We start from the raw sequence: 15,664 nt of genomic DNA, 5'->3' as shown, positions 1-15,664 counted from the left end.
CCTGGAGCTCTGGCACGTGAAGAGCCCGTCCCAACCCCGTGACCGCGGCATCCCCGACGCCACGGTGGCCCGGCTTCCGTTGTACCTGCGGGCGCTGCACGGGATGGCGGAGCGGGCGATCGCGACCGTGAGCTCCGAGGACCTCGCCGTGGCCGCCGGGGTGAACTCGGCCAAGCTCCGCAAGGACCTCTCCCACCTCGGCTCGTACGGCACGCGCGGCGTGGGCTACGACGTCGAGTACCTCGTCTACCAGATCTCCCGGGAGCTCGGCCTGACGCAGGACTGGGCCGTGGCCATCGTCGGAGTCGGTAACCTCGGCCGTGCGCTCGCCAACTACGGCGGCTTCGTGTCCAGGGGTTTCCGCGTCGCGGCCCTGATCGACGCCGACCCCGAAGTGGTGGGCGACGACATCGCGGGGTTGAATGTTGAACACATCGACGAGCTGGAAGCCGTCATCAAGAGACGTGGAGTCTCGATCGTGGTTCTGGCGACACCGGCTGCGGCTGCTCAGGAAGTGTGCGACCGTGTCGTGGCGGTGGGGGTGACCAGCATTCTCAACTTCGCGCCCGTCGTCCTGTCAGTGCCGGATGGCGTCGATGTCCGTAAAGTCGACCTATCAATTGAATTGCAGATCCTTGCGTTCCATGAGCAACGCAAAGCTGGGGGGCCGCTGATGGCCGTGGACAGCCAGTGAGTGTTCTGGCGATCGGACTCAGCCACCGGACAGCGCCGGTGGCCATGCTGGAGCGCGTCTCGCTCACAGGCGACGCGCTCGTCAAGCTCCTGCACGACGTGCAGCAGGACACCTCGGTGGCGGAGGCCATGGTGGTCTCGACCTGCAACAGGGTCGAGGTCTACACCACGGTCGACCGCTTCCACGCCGCCGTCACCTCGGTGTGCGACCTGCTGAGCGTCCACACGGGCGTAGCCCCGGAGGAGCTCACGCCGCACCTGTACGTCCACTACGAGGAGCGTGCCGTCGAGCACCTCTTCTCGGTGGTGTGCGGCCTCGACTCGATGGTGGTGGGCGAGGGCCAGATCCTCGGCCAGGTCCGCCAGGCGCTCAAGCTGGCCCAGAAGCAGGGCACGGTCGGCGCCGTACTCAACGAGCTGACCCAGCACGCGCTGCGGGTCGGCAAGCGCGCGCACACCGACACCGGCATCGACAAGGCCGGCGCCTCCCTGGTGAGCGCGGGCCTGGCGCTGGCCGGCGAGCTGCCCGGCCGGCGGGCCCTGGTGGTGGGCGCGGGCTCGATGAGCTCGCTGGCCGCCACCACGCTGGCCCGCGCCGGCGTCACCGACATCGTCGTCGCCAACCGCACGTTCGAGCGCGGCCGGCGGCTGGCCGAGTCGGTCGGCGGCAGGGCGGTGGAGTTCTCCGCGGTTCCCCGAGAGCTGCCGGAGGCCGACATCGTCATCACCTGCATCGGCGCCGGCCACCACGTGATCACGCCGGGCATGCTGACCCGCGGCGCGTTCCTGCTGGACCTGGCGCTGCCCCACGACATCGACCCCGCCGTGCGCTCCGTGCCCGGCGTCACGCTGGTCGACCTGGAGACCATCCAGGAGTCCGGCATCGGGTCCCGCGAGGGCGACGCGGTGCGGTCGGTACGTGAGCTCGTCTCCCAAGAGCTCACCGCCTACCTCGACGCGGAGCGGGCCGCCAAGGTCACCCCGACCGTGGTGGCGCTGCGGGGCAAGGCCGCCAACGTGGTCGAGGCCGAGCTGGGCCGCCTCATGATGCGCATCCCCGGGCTCGACGACAAGACCCGCGACGAGGTCGCCCTGACCGTGCAGCGCGTCGTCGACAAGCTCCTCCACGAGCCGACCGTGCGTGTCAAGCAGCTCGCCACCTCGCCAGGAGGCGATCATTATGCGGAAGCTCTCCGGGAGCTGTTCGATCTCGATCCCAAGATGCCCGAGGCCGTGAGGGAGGTGGACCTGTGACGTTGCGACTGGGAACCCGGCGCAGCCTGATGGCGACCACGCAGTCGCAGATGGTGGCCGACGCCTACACCGAGCGCACCGGCAGGCCCGTCGAGCTCGTGGGCGTCACCACGTTCGGCGACGTCAGCAAGGCCCACCTCGCGCAGCTCGGCGGCACGGGCGTGTTCGTCAGCGCGCTGCGCGACAAGCTCATGGAAGGCGAGATCGACTTCGCCGTCCACTCGCTGAAGGACCTGCCCACCAAGCAGGACCCGGCGGTGACGCTGGCCGCGATCCCCGCCCGGCACGACCACCGTGACGCGCTGGTCGGCCGGGTCCGCTTCGCCGACCTGGCGCCCGGCGCCAGGGTCGGCACCGGCTCGCCGCGCCGCGTCGCCATGCTGCGCGCCATGCGGCCCGACCTCGACTACGTCCCGATCCGCGGCAACGCCGACACCCGGATCGGCAAGGTCACCTCCGGCGAGCTCGACGCCGTCGTGCTCGCCGCGGCCGGCCTCACCAGGATCCGCAGGACCTCGGAGATCTCCCAGATCTTCGAGGTCGAGGAGCTGATGCCGGCCCCCGGCCAGGGCGCCCTCGCCGTGGAGTGCCTGGCCGACCGGGCCGACCTGATCGACTTCCTCGCCGTCCTCGACGACCCGCGCACCCGCTCCGCCGTGACGGCCGAGCGGGAGGTGCTGGCCGCCCTGGAAGCGGGCTGCTCGGCTCCCGTGGGTGCTTTCGCCCACGATGACGGGCAGACTCTCAACCTGACCGCTTCGGTCGTCGCCATCGACGGCCTCCGGGCGGTCCGCAAGTCCACCGCCGGCTCTCCCTCGGAGGCCGTGTATCTCGCCCGCAATCTCGCGGACGAGATGATCTCCGAGGGGGCCGACAGATTGATGGGGGAGCATTCCCATTGAGCCCCGATAGTCCAGCCTCCGGCTTCGTCGCCTTCGTCGGCGCGGGCCCCGGCGATCCCAACCTGCTCACGCTCCGCGGCGCAGAGCTGCTCGGCAAGGCCGACCTGGTCGTGCTCGACGAAGACCAGTTCGGCCCGTTGCTGCGCCACTGCCGCGAAGGCGTCGAGGTGGTCGAGGTGGCCTCGGGCGACCTCGTCACGCACGCCAAGGCGGGCCGGTTCGTCGTGCGCTTGTGCGAGGGCGATCCGATGCTGTTCTCCTCGGTCGCCGAGGAGGTCGCCGCGTGCTCCGCGGCGGAGGTGGACTTCGAGATCGTCCCCGGAGTTCCGCCCGCGACCGCCGTGCTCACCTACGCGGGCATCCCGCCGGCGGCCTCGGTGCCGGAGTTCCGGATCGTGGACGCCGCCGAGGACCAGGACTGGTCTTCCCACGCGGCCTGCCCCGGCACCCTGGTGATCTACAACGGCATCGGCGAGGCCGTGCCCATCGCCAAGGCGCTGATCGCCGGCGGCAAGCCCGACTCCACGCCCGTGGCGGTCAGCAGTGCCGGCACCACCACGGAGCAGTACACCGTGGTCTCCACGCTGGGTCGGCTCCAACCCGACCTCAAGCACGCCGGCTTCACCGAGCCCGCGCTCATCGTCGTGGGCGAGGCCGTCGGGCTGCGCGACAAGCTGTCGTGGTTCGAGACCAAGCCGCTGTTCGGCTGGCGGGTGCTCGTGCCGCGTACCAAGGAGCAGTCCAGGAGCCTGTCGGAGCAGCTCGTCTCCTACGGCGCGGTGCCCGAGGAGGTGCCGACCATCTCGGTCGAGCCGCCCCGCACGCCGCAGCAGATGGACCGCGCCATCAAGGGCCTGGTCACCGGCCGCTACGAGTGGGTGGCCTTCACCAGCGCCAACGCCGTCAAGGCGGTGCGCGAGAAGTTCGAGGAGTACGGGCTCGACGCGCGTGCCTTCGCCGGGCTCAAGGTGGCCGCCGTGGGCGACGCCACCTCGCGGGCGCTGGTCGAGTTCGGGGTCAAGCCGGATCTGCTGCCCTCGGGCGAGCAGTCGTCGGAGGGCCTGGTGGCCGAGTGGCCGCCGTACGACTCCATGCTCGACCCGATCAACCGGGTGCTGCTGCCGCGCGCCGACATCTCCACCGACACGCTCGTGGCCGGACTGACCGAGCTGGGCTGGGAGTGCGACGACGTGACCGCGTACCGGACCGTGCGGGCCGCGCCGCCGCCCGCGCCGATCCGCGAGGCGATCAAGGGCGGCGGGTTCGACGCCGTGCTGTTCACGTCGTCGTCCACGGTGCGCAACCTCGTCGGCATCGCCGGCAAGCCGCACAACGTCACGGTCATCGCGGTCATCGGGCCGCAGACCGCGAGCACCGCCGAGGAGTTCGGGCTGCGCGTCGACGTGATGGCCGACAAGCCGTCGGCGTCCGCCCTCGCGGCCGCGCTGGCCGAGTACGGAGCCAAGCAGCGTCAGGCCGCCCTGGGCGCCGGTGAGACGCCCCGGCGGCCGTCCCAGAACCGCAGAGGAGCCAGGAGGAGAGCCAAGTGAGTGCCGAGTACCCGACAGCCCGCCCCCGCAGGCTGCGGCGCACCTCCGCCCTGCGGCGGATGGTGGCCGGCACCAGGCTGCACCCGGCCGATCTGATCCTGCCGCTGTTCGTCAAGGAGGGCATCGAGGAGCCGGTGCCGGTGGCGTCGATGCCGGGCGTGTTCCAGCACACCCGCGACTCGCTGCGCAAGGCCGTCCACGAGGCGGCCGAGGCAGGGGTGGGCGGCGTGATCCTGTTCGGCATCCCGGCCGTCAAGGACGCGCGCGGCTCGGCCGCCGACGACCCCGACGGCATCCTGCAGGTGGCGCTGCGCGACGTCACGGCCGACATTGGCGACGCCCTCGTGGTGATGGCCGACACGTGCCTCGACGAGTTCACCGACCACGGCCACTGCGGTGTCCTCACCGACTCCGGCGACGTCGACAACGACGCGACGCTGGAGCGCTACGCCTCCGTCGCCGTCGCCCAGGCGCGCGCCGGGTCCCAGATGGTCGCGCCGAGCGGCATGATGGACGGGCAGGTGGGCGCCATCCGCGCGGCGCTCGACGCCGACGGGTTCACCGGCCTGCCGATCCTGGCCTACTCCGCGAAGTACGCCTCGTCGTTCTTCGGGCCGTTCCGTGACGCCGCCGAGTGCGCTCCGCAGTTCGGTGACCGCAGCACCCACCAGCAGGACCCCGCGGGGCCGCTGGAGGAGGCGCTGCGCGAGGTGCGTCTCGACCTGGCCGAGGGGGCCGACGCCGTCATGGTCAAGCCCGCCCTGGCCTACCTGGACGTCATCAGGCGCTTCCGCGACGAGGTGGACGTGCCCGTGGCCGCCTACCAGGTGAGCGGCGAGTACGCGATGGTCGAGGCGGCCGCGGCCAACGGCTGGATCGACCGCGACCGCATGATCATGGAATCGCTGGTGTCGATCAAGCGCGCCGGCGCCGACCTGATCCTGACCTACTGGGCGACCGAGGTGGCGCGCCGTCTCTAACGTGGGGTTTTCCGTCGTGTCCTGTGGCCGGTGCGATAAACTGTGACAACTAGTGCTGGTGTGTCCCGCGTGAGCCCTTGTCGAGAAGCCGGGCCTGGAGCCGGGATCCCTTCAAGCACGACGCGACGGGAGACACCATGGTGGGGGCACCGCTGACTCGGCGTACCAGAAAACGGTCGATGCCGTCCCGGATCGACTCGGTCCTCGGCTACGCGGCCCTGGGGTGGCCGAGCGTGCCGGGCGCCTACCCCCTGCGGGAGGGCGCCCGGGCGTGTTCGTGCGACCGCGTCGGCTGTCCCGACCCCGGCGCGCATCCGCTCTCGCCCGCCTGGCACCTCCAGGCCACGACGGACACCGCCCGGCTCACCCGCTGGTGGCAGCTTGAGCCCGAGGCCAACGTGATCCTGCCCACCGGACGCGTGTTCGACGTCTTCGACGTACCGCTCGCGACGGGCCTCACGGCCCTGTCCCGCATCGACGACGCGCAAGCGCACTCGGGCCCGGTCGCCGCGAACGGCGACCGGGTCCTGTTCTATGTGGCCACCCGCGGCAACCCGGACGACGAGGACGAGTGGTGGTCCTGCCACCTCGACTGCGACCCGGCCACCATCGACGACACGCCGGGCCTGCGCTGGCACTGCCGCGACAGCTACGTCCTGGCCCCGCCGTCCACGCTGCCGGACGGCCGGGCCGTCTCCTGGCTGCGCCCGCCCGACGGCCGTCCGCTGCCCGACCCGCTGCGCGTGCTGGAGTGGCTGGCCGACTGACCCGGCCGGCCTTTACCTGAGCGCGTCCACCGGCTCCATCCGGGCCGCCCGCAGCGCGGGGTAGAGCCCGGCCAGCAGGCCCACCAGGGCGCCCGCCACCGGCGCCGCGACCGCCAGCCGTACGTCCAGGAGCGGCGTCCACCTCTTGGCCGCCGAGACGGCGACGACGGTGACCACGCCCGCGCTCGCCCCGATGACGCCGCCGGTCAGCCCGGTCAGCGTCGACTCCAGCAGGAACTGGGCCGCGATGTGCCGCCGGGCCGCGCCGAGCGAGCGGCGCAGGCCGATCTCGGCGACCCGCTCCATGACGGTGACGAGCGTGACGTTGGCGATGCCGACCGCGCCGACGAGCAGCGAGACCAGGCCGAGGATGAGGAAGAGCGCGTTCACGTCCTCCTGCGCCTTGTCCCTGGCCCTGGTCGGGCTGGGCGGCGCGACGACCTGGAGCATGTCGCCGTCGCCCGGGCTGAGCGCGGCCGGGGCCTGCCGGGCGATGAGCTCCGCGGCGCCCAGGTCGGTGTTGACCAGCACCCTCGACACGTCGCGCAGCCCGAACCGGCGGCCCGCGGTGGGCGGCACGATCACGGCGGTGCTCAGGTTCCGCTCGCGGCGCAGGTCGCCGAGGACACCGACGACCGTGTAGGCGTGCCCGTCGATGAAGATCGCGGGAGCGCGGTCGAGCCGGGTGACGCCGAGCATCCTGGCCGCCTGGTCGCCGATCACCGCGACCCTGTCGCCGCGTGCGATGTGCCCGGCGTCGTAGAACCTGCCCCGCACCACCCGGCCGCGCACCGCCTCCGGCAGCCCGGGGGACGCCGCCAGCACGGTCAGGCTCTGCGTGGTGACCCTGGCAGGGTCCACGAGGTCGTTGGAGCGTACGGACCGGTTGGCGCCGTCCTTGTCCTCGGCCAGCGCGGCGGCGGAGACCACGCCGCGCAGCCGGGTCAGCCGGTCGATCGCGTCCCACTCCACCAGGGGCACCTGCCCGGAGTCCGGCACCTCGATCGTGATGGCCGTGGCCACCAGCTCGTCGAAGCGGCCGACGATCTGGTTGCCCGCGGTGGCGGCCACGCCGAGCGTCACGACCAGCGTGGTGATGCCCAGCACGGTGCCGAGCGTGGTGAGCGCCGAGCGCACGGGCCTGGCGAGCATGCCGGCGACGGCCTCGCCGATCAGGTCGCGGACGTCCATCACTCCTCCACGAGGATGCCGTCGGTGATCCGGACCCGGCGCCCGGCCCGCTCGCTGACCTCCTGCTCGTGCGTGATCACCACGATCGTCAGGCCCTCCGCCCGCAGCTCGTCGAACAGGTCCAGCACGGCCTCGGTGTTGCGGCTGTCGAGGTTGCCCGTCGGCTCGTCGCACAGCAGCAGCGACGGCTCGGCCATGAGGGCCCTGGCGATGGCCGTGCGCTGGCGCTCGCCCCCGGACAGGCGACCGGGCGGGAAGTCCACCCGGTGCCCGAGCCCGACGCGCTCCAGCGCCGCCAGGGCCCGGTCTCGCCGGCCGTCGCGCGGCCGCCCGGTGTAGATCTCGGCGAGCATGACGTTCTCCAGGACGCTGCGGTGGGCGAGCAGGTGGAACGACTGGAAGACGAAGCCGATGCGCTCGCCACGCAGCCGGGTCCGGTGCTTCTCGCGCAGCGTCGTTGTCTCCGTGCCGTCCAGCCGGTAGTGGCCCGAGGTGGGCCGGTCGAGCAGACCCAGCACGTTGAGCAGCGTGGACTTGCCCGACCCGGACGGGCCGACGATCGCCAGGTAGTCACCCCGGCCCACCCGGAGCCAGACGTGCGACAGGGCGCGGACGGGAGGCTGGGAGGGGAAGTCCCGGCACACGTCCGCGAGCTCGATGACGGGCTCAGGCAACGCCGATCACCACCCGGTCGCCCTCCTTGAGCGTTCCGGTGACCTCGACGTTCCCGTCGGCGGTCAGGCCCGTGCGCACCTCCACGTCCTTCGTCCTGTCGGTGGCGTACTCGACGCGCACCCGGGCCTTGCCGTCGGCGGAGGTGACCACGGCGGCCACCGGCACGACGAGCACCGGGTCCTCGGTCGCGCCCACCGTCACCCTGGCCGTCACCGCGGCGCCCGCCAGGGCCTTGAGACCCTTCGAGGAGCCCGGCGTGACCACGATCGGCTGCGATCCGGCGGGCGGCGCCACCTTGCCCGGCAGCTTGGCCTTCTCGCCGAACGCGGTGAGCGTCGCCGGGTACGTCCTGCCCGTGTCGAGCTCGATGGTCGCCCGCATGCCCTCGCGCAGCAGCTCCGTCTCGGCGGCCTCGACCGAGCCCGTCACCATGAACGACGAGCCGGTCACCGTGGCGACCTCGTTCTCGACCGTCTGCCCGGCCCTGACCGCGGTCTTGCGCACCCGGGCGGGCAGTTTGGGCAGGAACACCACCTCGCCGGGCGGCACGGTGACGCCGTAGGCGCGCGCGTACACGGCCAGCATGGACCGGGCCGCGGCCAGGTCCTTCCCGGCGTTCGCCACCTTGAGCCGGGTCGGCGAGAGCTGCCTGGCCTGGCGCAGCGCCTGCTCAGCCGTGACCACCGCCTCCTGCGCGACGCGCACGGCCTTGCGCAGCTCCCTCACCTTCGCCGTGCGCCCCTCCCTCGCCTCGTCGAGGGCGCGCTCGCGGGTCTCGCGGGCCGCCGCCAGGTCGGCGCGGGCGTTGGCGACCTTCATCTCCAGCAGGCTCGTGCCGGTGCTCTGCTGAGGCGTGGGGGCGGGTGCGGACGTCGTGGACGCCGTGGGGGTGGCCTCGGGTGCGCCGGTGGGCCGCACCCTGGCGGCTTCGAGCGCCTGCTCCGCTTCGAGCAGCCGCTCCTCGGCCGCCCGCTCGGCCGCGTCGGCGGCGGCCAGCTTGGCGTCGTCCTCCGGCGTCAGCTCCCGTGCCTGGGCCTCCTCCAGGGCGGTCCGCGCCGTCTTGAGGTCGGCTCTGGCGTTGGTGAGCCTGACCTTCAGGGGCAGCACGTCCCGCCCCTGGTCGAGCGTCTTCTTCTCGGTCGCGAGGGTCTCCTGGGCCGTCTGTACGGCCTTGCGCAGCGTGTCGTACGTCTGCCGGTCGGCCAGCGTCGGCTGCTGGGCCTCGTAGCCCCTCTTCTCGTACAGTCTGGTGACGGCGGCGATCGTGGCCCGGTCGAAGACGCCCGAGACCGGGACCTTGTGCCCGAGCCTGCGCAGCGCCCGCTGCAACTGCTCGACGTCGTCCCCCTTCGTGCCGGGCGCCATCGTGCGGTGCATGGGCACGGACCCGCGCAGCGCGAACACCGGCCGGCCGTTGACCTCCATCAGCACCCCGCCCTCGGCCAGCCGGCCCTGCCGGGGCGCCCGGGTGACCCGCTGGAGCTCGGCCGTGCCGCCGACCACTCCGGCGAGGCTGACCGGCAGCGGCGAGCCGTACTCCAGGGTGCCGCTGACCACGACGGTGCTGACGAGCTTGCGGCGCTCGACGGCGGCGGTGACGAGCGAGGGGCTGGGGGCGGCGCGCCGGGCCGCCTCGTCGGCGGGGGAGCGCAACCGGGTGCTCACCGCCCAACCGGCGCCGGCGACGACCACGACGCCGGTGAGGACGCCGGCGAGGAGCTTGCGAGGGGACTTCACGGGCGTGTCACGTGCCGTACTGGTGGATGATCTGCTGCATGACCGTCGCCTGCTTCGGCATGTGGGCCCGGTAGAAGTCCTTGCCGGTCTGAGCGTCGTAGACGTCCGTCTCGGACTTCGACGGCGTGGGGCGGGCGCTTTCGGCGGCGCCCCCGCAGCCGCCGAGGACCGCCAGTGCGGCCATGCCGAGCATGGCGAGACCCGGACGGGATCGTGTGAGCATGGCGAGGACCGTACTACGTTGAACGAAGTATGGTCAATCCAGGCAATGCCTCCGCTGCCGGTACGGGGCGAGGGCGGAGACCAGGGTCAGCAGGACCAGCAGGCCCCAGTACGCCGTGTGCTGCCTGGTCAGCCCGTTCAGGTGCAGGATCAGCTCGCCGGAGGCGACCGGCAGGTAGAGGCCCGCGGCCAGCGCCCAGCGCAGGTCGCGGGCCAGGTACGCGCCCGTCGCGGCCAGCCCGAACGCCGCCAGCTCCACGACCACCCGGCTCAGGCTGAGCGGGACCGTGTTGTCCTCCGGCAGCCACTGCGGTCCCGCCCAGGCGACGGCCACGACCGCGGCCCACCACCACCATGACCTCGCCCGCGGCGGTTGCCCGCGCCAGGCGAGCACCACGAGCCCGGACAGCGCGACCGCGTATCCCGCTCCCACCACGAACGGGCTGCTCCACGCGAACAGGCCCCCGTCGGTGAGCCACGACGGGGAGACCGGCAGCAGGGTGAGGTCGAACACCGGCCGGCCGCCCGCGATCGCGACCGCCTTGACGGCGGCGACGCCGGTGAGCGGGATCGCCGCGCGCACCCGTCCCCGCAGGGTCGCCAGCAGCGCCAGCGCCGACAGCAGCGTCCACACCGGCAGAGAGCCCGCGTACGGCAGCAGCGCCGCCAGGTTGGCGGCGGACACGGCCGTGACGCCCAGGTGCAGGCCGTCCGCCCACGCGCTGCCCGTCGCCTGGTGGACGATCCGGCTGCGGAGGCCGCCCAGGATCAGCCCCCACGCCTCCCTGGGCACCGGGAGCGAGCGGCCGGGGGCGGCGGACTCCAGGAGGACGTCGAGCAACTCGTCGCCGTGGGCCGTGCGGTACTGCCTGGGATAGGCGAGCAGCAGCCTGCGGTAGCGCCGTTCGAGCGCCGTCATGCGCCGGACGGCCGCAGCACGAGGGACGCGGCCGCCTGCATGCGCCTCGCCTCGGCCTCCACGAGCGCCTGGCCCTCGTCGGTGATCCTGAAGTAGCGCCGGTTGCGGCCGTTGACCGTCTCCTCGCGGTCCACCGTGATCACGCCGCGCTCGTTGAGGCGTTCCAGGATGCCGTACAGGGTGCCGACCGAGGGCTGGACCCTGCCCCCCGACAGATCCTTGATCGACTTGCTGATGGCGTGTCCGTGCAGCGGGCCGCCGCGCAGGGCGGCGAGCACGAAGTACATCGGCTCGCTGACTTCCGAGGTTCCTCTGGGCATGAGGGGACGTTAATCCGTGGAACGTAGCGTCGGCAACGCCACGAGCGGGTCAGCGGCCGAGCAGCATCGGCACGTACACCAGGTTGACCAGCGTGTGGATCAGGATGACCGCCCAGATGTTGCGGTAGCGCGCCCACAGGTAGCCCTGCATGAGCCCGAACATGCCCTGGTAGGCGACGATGCCCGCCACGCCGAGCGCGGGCGCCGCGGCGGGGATGTGGGTGGTGTGCATGAACGCGAACAGCAGCGACGACGCCATGACGGCCGGCCACCGGCCGTACAACGCCTCCAGCCGGGTCTGCAGCCAGCCCCGGTAGAAGATCTCCTCCAGCACGCTCGCGGTGAGCAGCGTGACGAGTGAGGCCACGGCCAGGGTGACCGGGTCGGGCAGGTCCTGGCTCAGGGGCACGGCGAGCGGACTGACCTGCGCCAGGAGGAACCACGCGACGACCGCGGGCAGTGGGGCGAGCCAGGTGACCGGCGCGGGGATCGCCCTGGCCCTCGGGCCGTCGCCGCGGGTGACCCGGAGGACGAGCAGGGGGAGGACGAGCAGCACCAGTACCTTGACCGGCGGATACAGCAGGCCCGTGCCGCCGCGCGTGATCGGGGCCACGCAGGCGAAGACCACCGCCGCGGCCACGAGCGCCCACGCCTCCTTGAGCAGTCGCTCCCTGGGCAGTCCGGCCAGTGGCGCCGGCGGCTGCCTCCCGGGCGGCACCAGGCGGGCCAGCGCCATCGCGGCGAGCGGCGGCAGCGCGGCGCCCCACAGGGACAGCTCGGAGGCGCCGGGGTCGGCGGAGGCGGTCACGCCGTGACCGGTCACGATCAGCCAGGCGTACGCGGTGGCGAACGCCGCCAGGGCAAGGCCGGTGAACATGCCGGTGAAGAGGCTGGTGGGCGTCTGGCGAGGAGCGGACGTGGTCACACGGGTGATCGTCCCGCACGCGGTGGCGGATGTCCTCCTCTCGCCGACCGATCATGTCTACATATTTCGGGGTACGGTGCCGCGGGCACCACCGCCCCCCGCGGCTAACCTGGAGCGCGTGAGCCGTACACAGAAGTCCGAGGACCTGTTCAACCGCGCCCGCGCCCTCGTGCCGGGAGGCGTCAACTCGCCGGTCCGCGCGTTCGGCGCGGTCGGCGGGACCCCGCGATTCATGGCGTCCGGCGAGGGCCCCTACGTCACCGACGTCGACGGCAACCGCTACGTGGACCTCGTCTGCTCCTGGGGGCCGATGATCCTCGGCCACCGCCATCCGGCCGTCGTCGAGGCGGTCACGGAGGCGGTCTCGCACGGCTTCGGGTACGGCGCCGCCACCGAGGGCGAGGTCGAGCTGGCCGAGGAGATCGTCGGCCGGGTCGGCCCGGTCGAGCGCGTCCGCCTGGTCAGCTCCGGCACCGAGGCGACGATGAGCGCGGTGCGCCTGGCCCGCGGCTTCACCGGCCGCTCCAAGATCATCAAGTTCGCGGGCTGCTACCACGGGCACGTCGACGCGCTGCTCGCCTCGGCCGGCTCGGGCGTCGTGACGTTCGGGCTGCCGGACACACCGGGCGTCACGGGGGCGTCGGCCGCCGACACCATCGTGCTGCCGTACAACGACATCGAGGCGGTGGAGGCGGCGTTCGCGGCGGCCGAGATCGCCTGCGTCATCACCGAGGCGTGCCCCGCCAACATGGGCGTCGTCCCGCCGCGCGACGGCTTCAACGCGCGGCTGCGCGAGCTGTGCACCGCCCACGGGGCGCTGCTCATCGCCGACGAGGTCCTCACCGGCTTCCGCGTCTCTCCCGCCGGCTGGTACGGCCTGGACCCGGTCGAGGCCGACCTGATGACGTTCGGGAAGGTCATGGGCGGCGGGCTGCCGGCGGCGGCCTTCGGCGGCCGGGCCGACGTCATGGCCCACCTCGCGCCCGAGGGGCCCGTCTACCAGGCGGGCACGCTGTCGGGCAACCCGCTGGCCGTCGCCGCCGGCCTGGCCACGCTGCGCCTCCTGGACGAGGCCGTCTACGCCAGGGTCGACGCCGCGGCCCTGGAGGTCGGCCGGGCGGCCTCGGAGGCGCTGGCCGCCGAGGGCGTGCCGCACCGGCTGCAGCGGGCCGGCAACCTGTTCTCGATCTTCTTCACCGACGCCGACGTGACGGACTTCGACCAGGCCCGCACCCAGGACGTCGCCGCCTACCGCGCCTTCTTCCACGCGATGCTGGACCAGGGGGTCTACCTGCCGCCGTCGGCGTACGAGGCGTGGTTCCTGTCGGCGTCGCACGACGAGGAGGCCGTGGGCCGGGTGGCCGAGGCCCTGCCGATCGCCGCCAAGGCCGCCGCCGCGGCCCGCTAGACGGACTGCCGCCCGCCCGCCCGTCGCTTCACGCGCCGGTGGGCGGCGGAGGCCGGCGCCGCCACGAGAGCGGCGCGGGCCGGTCAGGAGACCTTGGAGCTCGGGGACGTCCAGGTGTTGCACGCCTGCGGTGAGGCGGCTCGGAAGCCCTTGTCCAGCCAGGCGGCCATGTTGCGGCCCTTGCCGTGGTCGGCGGCCTTGGTCCACTCGTCGCCGCTCTGCCGCGTCACGTACAGGAGCTCCTTCCAGTCGGCCTCCGTGCGGTCCAGGGACGCCCAGACGCTGCCGACGAACGCGCCGCCCAGGCACTCCGCCTGGAGCTCGTAGCGCCGGATCTGCTCGTTCAGCTCTTTCTTCCCCTTGTACGGGTAGCGGTCGAACGCCGCGTCCATACCGGTGATGTTCTGAATATGGTGGCCGTATTCATGCGCGGCCACCTGGAACAGGAACAGGTCCCAGGGATCGTCGAGGGTGTCGTCATCGAGGAGGACGACGAAGCGCCGCTCGGCGCCGCAGTATGTCGCCGCGGTGTACTTGCCCCAGGCGTGCCCGCAGTATCGCCGCGGCTTGGTGATGAAACCGACCCTGGCTTTCCTGAACGGCAGGCCGGCGCGCTCGAAATGAGCCCCCCAGGAGGTGTTGAGGCAGCTCAGCACCGTCGTGAGGTACCGCTTGGCGGAGGGGACGTCGTTGCGCTTGACGTCCGGCTCGCGGCACTCGCCAGGTTCGAGGTCGCCGGTGGCGTACAGCTTGTTCTTGGTGAGGTCCGGGTCCCTGATGGGGTAAACGGATGCCTGGGCCGTTCCGGAGAGCAGAAGGGAGAAAAGCGCGCATGCCACAACAAGGGGGGTTAAACGCATGAAGGGCATCTTAGGGTCAGATGACCTTGATTGCCGACCATATTTGCGAAGGCGGCTGTCGGCGAATGAATGGCTGCCTAACCCGTAAAGGGCATTTGTTGCCGGCCGCGCCCGCGCGGGGTCTCAGCGGGTGAAACGGCTCAGGAAGAGGGCGATCCGCTGGGGGTGCCGCTCACGGGGCAGCCTGCCGCCCCGCGTGAGCGTCGCCAACCCGTGCAGGCCGCTCGCGCTCTCGGCGCGTCCGAATCGACATGTCTCGCTCCTAGCACCGCTAGAGATTCTGTCCACGCTCTGATAGTGTCGATCTCGTTGCTAGCGCCGCTAGTAAATGTATCGAACGGAGATCGTCGTGCTCACCCCCATCGCCTACGGGCTCGCTGTCGTCCTCGACCTGTTCATCCTTTTCATCGGGGCCCGCTTCCTCCTGCAGCCCCAGGCCGCCGCCGCGGGTTACGGCGTCCCGGCCAAGGACGGCGACTCCGCCTACCTGACGATCAAGGGCATGCGTGACGCCACCTACGGCCTCGTGGGTCTGGCCCTGCTGGTCTTCGTGGGAGTCCGCGCCGAGGCGTGGTTCATGCTCGTCGTCGCGATCATGCCCTTCGCGGACACCGTCATCGTGCTCCGCCACGGCGGCACCAAGGCGGTGGCCTTCGGCATCCACTTCGCCACCGCCGTGGTCGTGCTGATCAGCGCCGTCCTGCTCTTCCTCGTCTGAGTCGCAACCCCCTACGCCACGCAAGGAGTCCCCAGATGTCTCTCGTCGTCCCGAGCTTCAGCGAGTCCGTGATCGTCCGCTCCGCCGAGGCCGAGGTGATCGGTCGGGCCCCGACCACCATCCGCCTGCTGGCCGACAGCGGCTCCACCGGCGGCGCGCTGTCCACCCAGCGCGTCACGCTGACCGACGGCGCCGACGGCGCCAAGCCGCACCACCACGCCGGATCGGCCGAGCTGTTCTACGTGCTGGACGGCACCGCCCAGCTCCTGTCCGGCGAGCAGGTCGTGACGGCCGAGCGCGGTGACCTGGTCGTCGTGCCGCCGAACGTCGCGCACGCCTTCGCCGCCGCGCCGGGTGAGGACGCGGACCTGCTCATCGTCATCACGCCGGGCGTCGAGCGGTTCGAGTACTTCCGCCACCTGGAGCGCATCGCGTACGGCAAGGTGCCGCCGGAGAGCCTGCTGGACGTCCAGGAGCTCTACGACACCTACTTCAGGACCAGCGAGATCTGGGACCGTGCCCGTACGGCATGACCCCGCCGCG

The 15,664-nt window shown here is 72.1% G+C and carries 17 protein-coding genes; 9 read left to right on the top strand and 8 right to left on the bottom strand.

Annotation, left to right across the window (positions count from 1 at the left end):
• The first annotated feature begins 16 nt into the window (after positions 1 to 16).
• The 6 genes from AB0H64_RS09025 to AB0H64_RS09000 all read left to right on the top strand — a co-directional run bounded on the left by AB0H64_RS09025 (position 17) and on the right by AB0H64_RS09000 (position 6,146).
• Positions 17 to 694, top strand: a complete 678-nt coding sequence (locus AB0H64_RS09025) for a redox-sensing transcriptional repressor Rex (protein ID WP_310707265.1) — start codon at positions 17 to 19, stop codon at positions 692 to 694.
• Positions 691 to 1,947 carry a glutamyl-tRNA reductase gene (locus AB0H64_RS09020; protein WP_357621888.1) on the top strand — a complete coding sequence of 419 codons (1,257 nt, stop codon included), beginning with the start codon at positions 691 to 693 and terminating at the stop codon, positions 1,945 to 1,947. Before AB0H64_RS09025 ends, AB0H64_RS09020 begins: the two co-directional genes overlap by 4 nt.
• A complete protein-coding gene (hemC, locus tag AB0H64_RS09015) occupies positions 1,944 to 2,849 on the top strand; it encodes a hydroxymethylbilane synthase (protein WP_357621885.1) in 906 nt (301 codons plus the stop codon). The genes AB0H64_RS09020 and hemC overlap by 4 nt, the downstream gene beginning before the upstream one ends.
• Complete coding sequence (locus AB0H64_RS09010) at positions 2,846 to 4,399, top strand: bifunctional uroporphyrinogen-III C-methyltransferase/uroporphyrinogen-III synthase (RefSeq protein WP_357621883.1); 1,554 nt, start codon at positions 2,846 to 2,848, stop codon at positions 4,397 to 4,399. Before hemC ends, AB0H64_RS09010 begins: the two co-directional genes overlap by 4 nt.
• Positions 4,396 to 5,379, top strand: a complete 984-nt coding sequence (gene hemB, locus AB0H64_RS09005; protein ID WP_357621880.1) for a porphobilinogen synthase — start codon at positions 4,396 to 4,398, stop codon at positions 5,377 to 5,379. Before AB0H64_RS09010 ends, hemB begins: the two co-directional genes overlap by 4 nt.
• Positions 5,380 to 5,516: 137 nt before the next feature.
• Positions 5,517 to 6,146 (top strand): bifunctional DNA primase/polymerase, encoded by a 630-nt coding sequence (locus AB0H64_RS09000; RefSeq protein ID WP_357621877.1) that lies wholly within the window; start codon positions 5,517 to 5,519, stop codon positions 6,144 to 6,146.
• 12 nt (positions 6,147 to 6,158) lie between these two features.
• Here AB0H64_RS09000 and AB0H64_RS08995 read toward each other — a convergent pair whose 3' ends face one another.
• Genes AB0H64_RS08995 through AB0H64_RS08965 form a run of 7 tightly spaced genes read right to left on the bottom strand, consistent with a single transcriptional unit; the run spans position 6,159 to position 12,135 of the window.
• On the bottom strand, positions 6,159 to 7,337 hold the full coding sequence (locus AB0H64_RS08995) for an ABC transporter permease (protein WP_357621874.1): 1,179 nt from the start codon (positions 7,335 to 7,337) through the stop codon (positions 6,159 to 6,161).
• Positions 7,337 to 8,011 carry an ABC transporter ATP-binding protein gene (locus AB0H64_RS08990; protein WP_357621871.1) on the bottom strand — a complete coding sequence of 225 codons (675 nt, stop codon included), beginning with the start codon at positions 8,009 to 8,011 and terminating at the stop codon, positions 7,337 to 7,339. Before AB0H64_RS08990 ends, AB0H64_RS08995 begins: the two co-directional genes overlap by 1 nt.
• Positions 8,004 to 9,749, bottom strand: a complete 1,746-nt coding sequence (locus AB0H64_RS08985) for a peptidoglycan-binding protein (protein ID WP_357621868.1) — start codon at positions 9,747 to 9,749, stop codon at positions 8,004 to 8,006. The genes AB0H64_RS08990 and AB0H64_RS08985 overlap by 8 nt, the downstream gene beginning before the upstream one ends.
• Before the next feature lie 7 nt (positions 9,750 to 9,756).
• Entirely contained in the window at positions 9,757 to 9,972 is a 216-nt protein-coding gene (locus tag AB0H64_RS08980) for a hypothetical protein (RefSeq protein ID WP_357621865.1), read from the bottom strand.
• Positions 9,973 to 10,005: 33 nt separating this feature from the next.
• A complete protein-coding gene (locus AB0H64_RS08975) occupies positions 10,006 to 10,890 on the bottom strand; it encodes a hypothetical protein (protein ID WP_357621863.1) in 885 nt (294 codons plus the stop codon).
• Entirely contained in the window at positions 10,887 to 11,210 is a 324-nt protein-coding gene (locus AB0H64_RS08970) for a PadR family transcriptional regulator (protein ID WP_310707254.1), read from the bottom strand. The genes AB0H64_RS08975 and AB0H64_RS08970 overlap by 4 nt, the downstream gene beginning before the upstream one ends.
• 49 nt (positions 11,211 to 11,259) lie before the next feature.
• Positions 11,260 to 12,135 carry a CPBP family intramembrane glutamic endopeptidase gene (locus AB0H64_RS08965; protein WP_357621860.1) on the bottom strand — a complete coding sequence of 292 codons (876 nt, stop codon included), beginning with the start codon at positions 12,133 to 12,135 and terminating at the stop codon, positions 11,260 to 11,262.
• 118 nt (positions 12,136 to 12,253) lie between these two features.
• On the opposite strand from AB0H64_RS08965, the gene hemL reads away from it, so the two are divergent.
• Complete coding sequence (gene hemL, locus AB0H64_RS08960; RefSeq protein ID WP_357621858.1) at positions 12,254 to 13,543, top strand: glutamate-1-semialdehyde 2,1-aminomutase; 1,290 nt, start codon at positions 12,254 to 12,256, stop codon at positions 13,541 to 13,543.
• Positions 13,544 to 13,626: 83 nt separating this feature from the next.
• Here the strand turns inward: hemL and AB0H64_RS08955 are convergent, their stop codons facing one another.
• The gene (locus AB0H64_RS08955; RefSeq protein ID WP_357621856.1) at positions 13,627 to 14,403 is read right to left on the bottom strand and encodes a neutral zinc metallopeptidase; all 777 of its coding nucleotides are present in this window, start codon (positions 14,401 to 14,403) and stop codon (positions 13,627 to 13,629) included.
• A gap of 349 nt (positions 14,404 to 14,752) precedes the next feature.
• On the opposite strand from AB0H64_RS08955, the gene AB0H64_RS08950 reads away from it, so the two are divergent.
• Together AB0H64_RS08950 and AB0H64_RS08945 are read left to right on the top strand one after the other, a co-directional pair.
• A complete protein-coding gene (locus AB0H64_RS08950; RefSeq protein WP_357621853.1) occupies positions 14,753 to 15,121 on the top strand; it encodes a DUF4267 domain-containing protein in 369 nt (122 codons plus the stop codon).
• Between the two features lie 35 nt (positions 15,122 to 15,156).
• Entirely contained in the window at positions 15,157 to 15,654 is a 498-nt protein-coding gene (locus AB0H64_RS08945) for a cupin domain-containing protein (protein ID WP_357621851.1), read from the top strand.
• The last annotated feature ends 10 nt before the right edge of the window (positions 15,655 to 15,664 follow it).

Origin of the sequence: Nonomuraea sp. NPDC050733, from assembly GCF_040654215.1 — a bacterium.
Classification (GTDB): domain Bacteria; phylum Actinomycetota; class Actinomycetes; order Streptosporangiales; family Streptosporangiaceae; genus Nonomuraea.
The sequence above is the reverse complement of the archived record's forward strand: the minus strand, read 5'-3'. Positions and strand labels throughout refer to the sequence as shown.